Genomic DNA, 10680 nt, shown 5'->3' on the forward strand with positions numbered 1-10680 from the left:
ATACTGCTATCATAAAACTACTTATATTAGACCAATCAGCGCAGTCCGACTCGAGCGATTTGTATTCTAGCGATACAAGTATAAATACTTAGGATAATGCTTTAAATAAGAAGAAAATGCTCACAATGACCAACAACCACGCAAAACTTTTCTTTAATAGTTGTGGTGATAAAGTATGAGCTGCTTTTGCGCCTAATTTGGCTGTGAGGAAACTCATGGTACCAATGCCCAAAAACGCATAAATATGTACAAAGCCAATCGCATTAGGCACATCTACTTGCTCATTTAGCCCAAAAATCATAAAGCCTAACGCGCCTGCAATGGCAATCGGTAAACCACATGCCGCTGACGTGCCAACCGCTTTTTGCATGACCACACCATAACGATTGAGATAAGGAACCGTTAAGCTTCCCCCGCCGATACCAAAAATAGCAGAGGCCACCCCTATTCCAGCGCCTGCACCGAGCTGCTTAGGTGTCGAAGGCAATGACCTATTGGCATTTGCCTCTACTCGCTTTTTACCGCCAGTCAGCATGGTAAAGGCGACCCAAAGCAAAAACGTGCCAACAATGATCTGAAGATGAGTCCCAGACAACCATCCTGCGATTCCTGCCCCAAAAAAACAGCCAATTGCCATTCCTGGTGCCAGATTTTTGAATACAGGCCACATGACGGCGCCGTTTTTATTGTGTGCCATTAACGAGCTTATAGAGGTTATAACAATGGTCGCCAGTGACGTCCCCAAGGCCAAATGCATCGTCGTATCAGCACTATAACCCATTTGGGTAAAGACGATGAATAACAGTGGCACCATAATCGTGCCACCGCCCACGCCAAAAAGCCCAGCCGCAAACCCTGCTATAGCCCCTATTATGAAAAATATGATGAGTTCCACGGGATATTTACTTCACAGTTAGATGATGAATGGTTGGACAATAATTAAATCAATCCAAAAATATGAGTAGCCACAATATAGTCAATCCAGAATAAAAATGGTACAACCATTAATTATGTTCTACTGATATAAATTTTTCTCACTGGCTGTTTGCAAGCGTGACAGATGCTCCATAAAATTTATACCAGCAGAACTTAACTCTTTTAAAATGAATCGACTATATGAAATAATTGACTTAAGCACTGACCTAAGCAAACTGTACTTGACCAACTTGATGATAGGTACGATTAAAATAAACCAAGCTTTCCTCTTGCCCGCCTTGTTGTTCATTTTGTCTGATAGCAACAACGCGGCACATAAAGACACTGTGTGTGCCCACTGTCTGCACTTGCTCAATCTCACAATCAAAACTGACAAGCGCATCTTCTAAAACTGGAGCACCTGTTTTTAATGTAGTCCAAGAGCCTTGTTGAAATCGCTCTTCTGAGCACAATTTGGATGCAAACGCATTAGATAGCTGTTCATGCTGCGCGCCGAGCACATTGACACATAGAACTTTATTTTCAATAAAATGTATATGTGAACGCGATGTCTGATTCATACAAACCAGCAGTGTTGGCGGTGTGTCTGTAACGCTACATACCGCAGAGGCAGTAAACCCATGAAGACCAGATGCGCCTTCTGTGGTAACGACATTGACCGCCGTCGTTAACAAAGACATGGCATTTCTAAAGTCAGTTGCTTCAATCATCACTTATACCCTAAATTTGACTATCGCTTTTTTTAAATTAGGCCGTCAGTTCTTGACGAACAATCTCTGCGCCAGCACTCAACGCTGACAGCTTGGCACGTGCCACTTGGCGAGACAAAGGCGCCATGCCGCAGTTGGTCGAGGGATAGAGCTTATCGGCATCGACAAATTGCAATGCTTTGCGCAAGGTATCTGCGACCGCCTCAGGCGTCTCAATGTCATTGGTCGCCACATCAATCGCGCCGACCATCACTTTTTTACCGCGAATCAATTCAATCAAATCCATGGGTACACGTGAGTTTTGACACTCAAGTGAGATAATATCGATTTTAGATTGTTGCAGCTTGGGAAATGCTTGCTCATATTGGCGCCACTCTGAACCGAGTGTTTTTTTCCAGTCGTTATTGGCTTTGATGCCATAGCCGTAGCAAATATGTACTGCCGTTTCACATTTTAGACCGTCGAGGGCACGCTCTAAAGTAGCAATACCCCAGTCGTTCACATCATCAAAGAACACATTGAAGGCAGGCTCGTCGAATTGAATGATATCCACGCCAGCCGCTTCTAACTCTCTCGCTTCTTGATTTAAGATTTTGGCAAATTCCCACGCGAGTTTTTCACGGCTTTTATAATGACCATCATATAGCGTGTCAATCATCGTCATTGGCCCTGGCAGCGCCCATTTAATCGGCTGGTCGGTGTGCTGACGTAAAAACTTTGCATCGTCAACGAACACAGGCTTTTGACGGCTCACGCTACCCACCACTGACGGCACGCTGGCATCATAGCGGTTACGAATACGAACGGTCTTACGCTGCTCAAAATCGACACCGTCAAGATGTTCAATAAACGTGGTCACAAAGTGCTGACGGGTTTGCTCGCCATCACTGACAATATCGACCCCTGCACGTACTTGCTCTTGCAACGATACTAGCAGAGCATCTTGTTTGGCTTGGATAAGCTCATCACCTTCTAACGCCCAAGGTGACCAAATTTTTTCGGGTTCTGCCAGCCAAGACGGTTTCGGTAAGCTGCCAGCGGTTGAGGTCGGTAATAACGTTTTCATGGTATCTCATCTTTTATATTTTGTTTTTATGGTTTAATTTTTTATATGTCGGTCAGTTAGGCAGCATGCTTTTTAGCCGCACTTTTTTCCACAGAATAGCTTGCAGCCCACTGCTCTAAAACGTCTTGATAAGGCTTAATGAATTGCTCTTGTGTAAATTTGCCTTGCTTTACTGCCATTTGACTGCGTTCTTCACGATCATACACGATTTGCGTCAGTGAATAATCTTGGTACTCCAAACTTGGTTGATACACGTCGCCTGCGCTTGAGTTGGCATTGTAAATTTCAGGCCGATAGATTTTTTGGAACGTCTCCATGGTACTGATGGCACTGATTAGCTCAAGATCGTTGTAATCACTCAATAAGTCACCGGCGAAATAGAACGCTAGTGGCGCAGCACTATTTGGCGGCATAAAGTAACGTACGGTTAAACCCATTTTTTGAAAATACTCATCGGTTAGCGAGTATTCATCTTGCTTGTATTCAACGCCCAATACAGGGTGCTGATTGGCCGTACGGTAATAGGTTTTGCTGGTTGAAACACTGAGGCAAATCACTGGTTTTTTATCAAAATTGGCTTGGTAGGCTTCTGAGTTCAATAAGTATTGAAACAGCTTGCCATGCAAGTCGCCAAAATTCTCTGGTGGCGCAGAGGCTGGGTTTTTATCGAAATGCTCGAGTAGTACGACGCTAAAGTCATAATCGCGCACATAAGAGGAGAAACTATTGCCGATCATACCGTCAATACGCTTGTTGTCTTTATGATCAACAATCGTTGTTTTAAGGGTTTCGATGACAGGAAATGTATCGCCATTGCCTTCGATATCCATATTTGCAGAAATGATGTCAACTTCAACAGAATAACGGTCTGCTGTCGGGTTGTCCCAATGTGCCAAAGCGTTAAAACGGTTGTTTATCATTCTCAACGTTTTGCGTAGATTCTCTTGGCGATGCTCGCCGCGCGCCAGATTGGCAAAGTTAGTCGTCAGACGCGTGCTATCGGCTGGATGATAGTTTTCATCGAAACGAATACTCTTAATTGAACAGGCAAATTCTTTACTCATGGTAATCCGCTCCCCTAATACTCAAAATAAAACCAAATTTCTGTATGAGATGAATTATGCCTGAATCAATACATGAATAAAAATGATGTAAATTAAACTAAATATGAATATAATTCATCTTAGTAAATTTAAGATATAGAAAGGGCTTTCATTAAGACGTTAAAATATTAAGACGTTAAAAGTACATTCATCAAATCTAGAAGAGATTAAAAAGTGTTTTTTAATTTGGATAAGCTGACCACTAAATAATCTGACTTTCATAACTGAATTTTTCTGCCAGTCCGTATGACTCTCTATACTCAACAGGATCACCTTCCAAATTCTTAGCGATGCGGCATACCTTAACCAAGTTTTCGTGTTGCGTATTGTCCAAATAAGGATCTATATGATCGGTTATAAAAAATAGTGTTTCTATAGCAGAGGATACAAATTGTCCGCATTTTTTATAATAAAAAGGATAGAGAAGATTCTCAAAATCTTTGGGTTCTAGACCTATAAACTCTTGGTAGCGGTTCTTAGGTAACCAAATTCTTTCACTCAAAATGACTTTGTCTTCGACGATACGCACACGTTCTATATAAATCAGATCTTCGTTTTCATGAATATTCAATGTTTTATTGATCGTATCAACCGCCTCAATCAACGTTATTTTTTTGATGACGCCAGTCGGTATAACGTATCGAGCTTCTTGATCACGGAACTTATAAAATCTTAACAACGAGGTGTTAAAATCTGGTTTTTTTAAAAAAGTGCCGCGGCCTTGATGTTTTATCAACACCCCATCTTCTACTAACTTTTCGACCGCTTTACGGACGGTTCCTACCGACACCTGATACTTATCTGCAAAGTCCTGTTCCGTAGGTAAGGGGGTGCTTTCATCCCATTTACTTTCCGTAAGTAACGTCTGAATATGCCACCGTACTTGCTCGTAGCGTGGCATGTTGAATTTTTTAAAATTATCTATCATTTTTTCACCACAATGTGAAGATTTTGATTATCTGTTTTAAGAACGTTAAGCAGGGTTACATGCCTAAGCAGTAGAATATATCTGACATTCTATCTTAAGTCCTAACCAAATTTTAAATATCCTTTTAATGTTAACGCCCACCCAGATTTTTTGGTGAATCTCATCTCATTCATACTGCCATTTTTGCTATCATTCTACTCAGTTGAATACGCTTTGAGCGCCTATACAATAGGCGAACCTAGAAAATTATCTGTCAACATTATCGTAGCACTCTTTACTCTAGAAAATACATATGTAGATAGATTTAGGTTTTATACAATCAAAGTCAAGGAGCAAACATGACTCTATATATTTTAATGGCCATCGTAACCTCTATTGCGCTGGGCTACATCACTAAAATTAATATCGGCTTGTTTGCGATTGTATTTTCATACCTTATTGGATGTTTCGGTATGGGGCTTAGTGCTTCTGAAGTTATTAAACTATGGCCTCTCAAAATTTTCTTTGTTATTTTTGCAGTGACGCTCTTTTATAATTTTCCTCTGGCTAACGGTGCTTTAGAAAAATTATGTAGTCATTTGATTTATAAGTGTCGACACTTTCCAGCGTTATTGCCTCTGGCTATTTTTTTTACGGCCACGATTGTGGCAGGCTTAGGTGCTGGTTATTACACAGTGTTAGCCACTATGGCGCCTATGATTTTGTTGTTGTCCAAAAGAACCAACTTAAATGTCGTGATGGCTATTTTGTCAGTGAACTATGGCGCACTAGCCGGCGCTAATTTTATCACTTCACAAAGCGGCGTTATCTTTAGAGAGCTCATGCGATCCGCTGGTGTGGCCAATGATAATACCTTTACGTATGGTTTAGGGATCTTTGCTGTGACCTTTTTAATGCCAGTCATCGTATTGAGCGTTTACAGCTTTATCAATGCCAAGAATAGTAAAATAGTGATTCAAAGCATATTGCCAGAGCCTTTAGACAGTAAGCAAAAGCAGTCTATTATGCTGATTTTTATTATGATGGCCATTGTACTTATTGTGCCTATTTCAAATCTGCTGATGCCACAAGTACAAGCGATTCAGTTTTTGAATGCTCGGATTGATATTGGTTTTATTGCCATTTTTTTTGTTTTGGTCAGTTTGTTTTTGAAGCTGGGTGATGAAAAAACTGTAATTGCTTTGATACCTTGGAATACGCTCATTATGATTTGTGGCGTCAGCATGTTGATCAGCCTTGGGGTAGAAATAGGGGTTATTTACGAGCTGACAGAATGGCTAAGCACCAACGTACCTATCTGGATGATACCGACTTTAGTGTTTGTTATTAGCGCAATTATGTCAATATTTGCGAGTACACTTGGGGTAGTCGCGCCTACTTTATTTCCTATGGTGCCAGCGTTAGCCGTTGCCTCTGGTTTAAACCCTTTATTACTATTTGTCTGTATTGTAGTTGGCGCTCAAAGCTCGTCTATTTCCCCGTTTTCATCAGGAGGCAGTCTAACCTTGGGAGCCTCTCAATTGCATATAGATAAAGGTCGGCTTTTAAATATTCTGCTGTTTAAGGCATTGCCCCTAGATATCATTATTGGAATAGGCGCGATTTTAGTTATTCAGCTCATATTTTAAGCACTATGGTAAGTTCCGTCTCAAACTCCTGAACCACCATACGGTTTTTTAAGTCGATAAATGTTCAAAATATAAATATAAGGTTTTGCTTTATGAAAATAAAATTCATACATACATACATATGTTTCTTGTCATTTTTAAAATATTCTGTTACTTTTGTACAACATTTAGGGTTCTATCGTTATAAAGTTTACTCAGCTGAGTTAATCGAACATGAACATTTCATGTAATAACTTTACGACTTTAGTTAAAATTTTATTGGTTTTTTAGTAAATCAAAACACACAAGGAGCGTCGTGTGAACAAACTATCTTATTTGGCTCTTGGCCTTTCCGCACTAACCCTCACCGCATGTAATAACGCTAACGAAACTGCTAGCGCAGGCGCAGATGAATTTTCAGGTCCTTCACGTCCAGAATGTATCGCCCCTGCAAAACCAGGTGGTGGCTTTGACTTGACTTGTAAGCTTGCACAAGCTGGCTTAAGAGATACTGGCATCTTAACAGATCCAATGCGAGTCACTTATATGCCAGGCGGTGTAGGCGCAGTTGCTTACAACAAAGTCGTTGCCAATGATCGTGCAAATAACGATGCAATTATCGCTTTCTCTACTGGCTCTATTCTGAACCTGTCGCAAGGTAAATTTGGTAAATTCACTGAAAAAGACGTGAAATGGCTAGCAGGCGTGGGTACCGATTATGGCGCTATTGCTGTGAATGCCGATTCACCAATCAAAGATCTAGCAGGATTGGTCGCTGAACTCAAATCAAATCCAAAAGCGATTAGTTTTGCGGCTGGTGGTAGTGTCGGTGGTCAGGATTGGATGCAAACGGCTATTTTGGCTAAAGCAGTTGGTGTTAACCCTAGCGACATGACTTATGTGGCGATGGAAGGCGGCGGAGAGGCGATTACTGCGGTCATGGGTAATCATGTTACTGTCGTGAGTGCTGGTATTGCAGAGATTATGCCACAAGCCACTGCTGGTAAGCTGAAAGTATTGGCAGTGTTTGCCGAAGAAAGACTGGGCGGTACTATGGCAGATATTCCTACTGCTGTAGAGCAAGGCTACGATGTTAATTGGCCTGTTGTTCGCGGCTATTACATGGGTCCAGATGTGAGTCCTGCTGCTTATGCTTGGTGGAAAGCGTCGTTTGATAAGATGCTTGCTGATCCAAAGTTTGCTGAATTGCGCGAACAGCAAGAACTACTACCTTTCTCTATGACGGGTGAAGAGCTTGAAGCCTATGTTTATAAGCGTACTGGCGAGCTACGTGAGCTATCAGCTGAATATGACCTCCTTGGCGCTGAAGCCAAATAGCCTCATTAAGACCATACTCCCTTAATGATTGAATACTAAATTTTATAGTATTTATCAAAGGTTGACAGATGACACATCTATCAACCTTTTATTTTAGAATTTAAGGATTACTGCTATGACAATGGAACGTCTGTTCTCGGGGCTGATGGGGCTATTTAGTTTATTTCTAATATACTTAGCCATTGGTTATGTCGCCCCTATTGCCTATGACCCTATCGGCCCTCGACCCTATCCTATTTTGATTTTTTCAATTATGGCGCTTTTGACCTTAGTTATTGCTTTTCGTCCTGCACGATTTACCAAAGTCATTGATTTAGGCTACAACAAGGTAGTTATTAGAAATCTGGTTTTGTGTGTCAGTGCACTGTTGATCTATAGTTTGATTTTTGAGCCTTTAGGTTTTGTTGTTGCTACCATGCTGATGTGTTTTGCTCTTGGTTTATTGTTCGCTGGCAATCCTATTAAAAGCCTTATCTTTTCAGTTGTGATCAGTATTGCCTTGTATGCTTTGTTTGACATGGCCTTGGATGTCATTCTGCCACTTGGAATATTATCAGGAATAATGGGATAGCTATTATGGAAACTTTTGACTTTTTAATGCACGGTTTTTCCGTAGCCACTTTACCCAAAAACTTACTGATTGCCCTCATTGGTGCCTTTATTGGTACTGTCGTGGGTATGTTACCGGGCCTTGGCCCTATCAACGGTGTGGCGATACTATTACCTTTTGCCTTTGCTCTCGGTCTGCCACCAGAGAGTGCTCTAATCTTACTGGCGGCTGTGTATCTTGGTTGTGAATATGGTGGACGTATTTCTGCCATCTTAATCAACGTGCCAGGATCTGCTGCTGCAGTTATGACTTCATTGGATGGTAATCCTCTAGCGCTGCAAGGCAAAGCAGGTATTGCCTTATCCATATCTGCGGTAGCCTCGTTCGTTGGTTCTACTATTGCTACTCTTGGTGTGGTACTGTTTGCACCACTATTGGCTAAATGGGCAGTGTCTTTTGGACCTGCTGAGTACTTTGTATTGATGGTATTCGCCATTACCTGTCTGAGTGGTTTGGTCGGTGATCAGCCTATCAAGACAGCCGTTGCAGCTATGATAGGCTTAGGTCTTGCGACCGTCGGTGTCGATGCGGTTACTGGTATTTATCGCTTTACTTTCGATTCAGTCAACCTATCCGATGGTATCCAGTTCACTACTATCGTTATTGGTTTCTTTAGTGTTAGTGAAATCTTAATACTACTAGAAAGAACCAGTACTGGTCATAAAGTAATCGAGCAAGGTAAACGTAGCTTATTCAACCTCAAAGAGCTGACCTTTACTTTTGGTGCCATGGTACGTAGTGGCTTAATGGGCTTCGTCGTTGGTATCCTTCCAGGCGCAGGCGCAACGATTGCTAGTGCGATGACATACACTAGCGAACGTAAAATTGCTGGCGATAGTGGCAAATTTGGTGAAGGCGATCTTCGTGGTTTGGCATCGCCAGAAGCAGCAAATAATGCTTCAGCATGTGGCTCATTCGTACCAATGTTGACCTTGGGTGTACCTGGTTCTGGTACAACTGCGGTCATGATGGGCGCGCTGACCTTGTACAATATTACACCAGGTCCGCAACTATTTACTGAGCAGCCTGACATCGTTTGGGGTCTTATCGCCTCTTTGTTCATCTGTAACGTTATTTTGTTAGTAATGAACATTCCTTTAGTTGGTCTGTTTGCAAAATTGCTTGATGTACCAAACTATATCTTAATACCTTCAATCGCTGCCGTTAGTTTCGTTGGTGTTTACTCTATCAACAGTACGACTTTTGATATGGTACTCATGGTAGGACTTGGAATATTTGGTTATTTCTTACGTAAGTTGAACTTCCCATTATCAGCGCTTATTCTAGGTTATGTACTAGGAGAGCTGATGGAGTCTAACCTACGCCGTGCTCTGTCTATTTCTCAAGGTGAAATGTCTATCTTGTGGGGCAGTCCAATTACTATGTCGTTATGGGTACTTGTGTTACTGATGGTATTCATGCCAATCATTCGTAAACAGTATCGTAAACGCTTTAAGAAGACAGCTGTGTAGATTCTAGACACTTTATATTCAGAGATGTCTCAAACGGTGATTGTACTTTAGGTATGATCACCGTTTTGCTTTTTGGTATAGCAGCATTTCGCTTTTATCTTTAAACGATTATCACTGCTTTGCTGCCTCAATCTGAATGGTTAAATCTACCTTTTCTGTCATACCTAGCAACGTATATTTACTGATACCCCATTTCGTCCGATCAATGGTCGTCGTAAAGTCACCGCCACAGACCGATTTTTTTAATATAGGACTCAAATAACAATTGAATTTTGTGGCCGTCAAAGTAACAGGATTGGTTTTACCATGCAGCGTCAGCAACCCTTCTACTTTGGTAACCTCTGAGTTGTCTTTATTGGGCGCAAAATGCCATTTGGTAGACTCAAAATGTGCCAATGGAAATTTTTCAATATCAAAAAAATCGGCGCTTTTGAGCATAATGTCAAAAGCTTTGTTACCAGTATTTAAACTGTTTAAAGGAATAACAAGCGAGATACTACCTGTCTTGGCCTTAGGATCATATGTTAGCTGACCCGTTAAATTATAAAAACCACCCGTATTGGTAGAGGTATTGAAGTGATCAATGGCGAAACGCACATTGGTATGGGCGGGATCTATATTATAGGTCGTTGCATGGCTGCTAGCGATACTCAACGCGCCCAAAATCATACCGGCTAAAGGTTTACCGTAAGAGCGGGCGATTGTTAAAAGTGGAATTTGCGACATAATGACATTCCTTTGACAGTTGATGTTTGGTCAATTGCATCCTCTGTGATTGACCACTTTTCTTATATTCATTTTATATATAGTCGATTCTAAATAAAACTGATACATTCCAACGCTGAACTGGTATAAATTTTTCTGGCTTGCTGTGCCTTCGCAGACAGAGGCTGCGAAACTTCTCGTTTAA

General features: G+C 41.3%; 10 protein-coding genes. 4 read left to right on the forward strand and 6 right to left on the reverse strand.

The genetic code is table 11. The annotated features are described in order from the left end of the window. Positions 1 to 88: 88 nt before the first annotated feature. The 5 genes from M917_RS01145 to M917_RS01165 form a co-directional block, all read right to left on the reverse strand. A complete protein-coding gene (locus M917_RS01145; protein ID WP_040641575.1) occupies positions 89 to 895 on the reverse strand; it encodes a sulfite exporter TauE/SafE family protein in 807 nt (268 codons plus the stop codon). 247 nt (positions 896 to 1142) lie between these two features. Then, on the reverse strand, positions 1143 to 1646 hold the full coding sequence (locus M917_RS01150; protein WP_021812906.1) for a flavin reductase: 504 nt from the start codon (positions 1644 to 1646) through the stop codon (positions 1143 to 1145). A gap of 37 nt (positions 1647 to 1683) precedes the next feature. Beyond that, positions 1684 to 2712 carry a methionine synthase gene (locus M917_RS01155; RefSeq protein ID WP_021812907.1) on the reverse strand — a complete coding sequence of 343 codons (1029 nt, stop codon included), beginning with the start codon at positions 2710 to 2712 and terminating at the stop codon, positions 1684 to 1686. A gap of 56 nt (positions 2713 to 2768) precedes the next feature. Continuing rightward, on the reverse strand, positions 2769 to 3776 hold the full coding sequence (locus M917_RS01160; protein ID WP_021812908.1) for a DUF1852 domain-containing protein: 1008 nt from the start codon (positions 3774 to 3776) through the stop codon (positions 2769 to 2771). A 241-nt stretch (positions 3777 to 4017) separates the two neighbouring features. Further along, a complete protein-coding gene (locus M917_RS01165) occupies positions 4018 to 4743 on the reverse strand; it encodes a GntR family transcriptional regulator (RefSeq protein ID WP_021812909.1) in 726 nt (241 codons plus the stop codon). Between the two features lie 338 nt (positions 4744 to 5081). Between M917_RS01165 and M917_RS01170 the strand changes: the two genes are divergently transcribed. The 4 genes from M917_RS01170 to M917_RS01185 all read left to right on the forward strand — a co-directional run bounded on the left by M917_RS01170 (position 5082) and on the right by M917_RS01185 (position 9770). Continuing rightward, complete coding sequence (locus tag M917_RS01170) at positions 5082 to 6371, forward strand: SLC13 family permease (protein ID WP_021812910.1); 1290 nt, start codon at positions 5082 to 5084, stop codon at positions 6369 to 6371. Between the two features lie 297 nt (positions 6372 to 6668). After that, positions 6669 to 7688 (forward strand): Bug family tripartite tricarboxylate transporter substrate binding protein, encoded by a 1020-nt coding sequence (locus M917_RS01175; protein WP_021812911.1) that lies wholly within the window; start codon positions 6669 to 6671, stop codon positions 7686 to 7688. 115 nt (positions 7689 to 7803) lie between these two features. Then, entirely contained in the window at positions 7804 to 8259 is a 456-nt protein-coding gene (locus tag M917_RS01180; RefSeq protein ID WP_021812912.1) for a tripartite tricarboxylate transporter TctB family protein, read from the forward strand. 5 nt (positions 8260 to 8264) lie between these two features. Next, a complete protein-coding gene (locus tag M917_RS01185) occupies positions 8265 to 9770 on the forward strand; it encodes a tripartite tricarboxylate transporter permease (protein ID WP_021812913.1) in 1506 nt (501 codons plus the stop codon). 111 nt (positions 9771 to 9881) lie between these two features. Here M917_RS01185 and M917_RS01190 read toward each other — a convergent pair whose 3' ends face one another. After that, entirely contained in the window at positions 9882 to 10496 is a 615-nt protein-coding gene (locus M917_RS01190) for a YceI family protein (RefSeq protein ID WP_021812914.1), read from the reverse strand. Positions 10497 to 10680 lie beyond the last annotated feature (184 nt).

The sequence above is a fragment of the Psychrobacter aquaticus CMS 56 genome, assembly GCF_000471625.1.
Lineage (GTDB): Bacteria > Pseudomonadota > Gammaproteobacteria > Pseudomonadales > Moraxellaceae > Psychrobacter > Psychrobacter aquaticus.

Bases quoted from the DNA above. Each gene is read 5' to 3' on its own strand.
- M917_RS01160 (WP_021812908.1), bottom strand. From the start codon at position 3,776: ATGAGTAAAGAATTTGCCTGTTCAATTAAGAGTATTCGTTTCGATGAA.
- M917_RS01165 (WP_021812909.1), bottom strand. From the start codon at position 4,743: ATGATAGATAATTTTAAAAAATTCAACATGCCACGCTACGAGCAAGTA.
- M917_RS01180 (WP_021812912.1), top strand. From the start codon at position 7,804: ATGACAATGGAACGTCTGTTCTCGGGGCTGATGGGGCTATTTAGTTTA.
- M917_RS01150 (WP_021812906.1), bottom strand. From the start codon at position 1,646: ATGATTGAAGCAACTGACTTTAGAAATGCCATGTCTTTGTTAACGACG.
- M917_RS01170 (WP_021812910.1), top strand. From the start codon at position 5,082: ATGACTCTATATATTTTAATGGCCATCGTAACCTCTATTGCGCTGGGC.
- M917_RS01155 (WP_021812907.1), bottom strand. From the start codon at position 2,712: ATGAAAACGTTATTACCGACCTCAACCGCTGGCAGCTTACCGAAACCG.
- M917_RS01185 (WP_021812913.1), top strand. From the start codon at position 8,265: ATGGAAACTTTTGACTTTTTAATGCACGGTTTTTCCGTAGCCACTTTA.
- M917_RS01190 (WP_021812914.1), bottom strand. From the start codon at position 10,496: ATGTCGCAAATTCCACTTTTAACAATCGCCCGCTCTTACGGTAAACCT.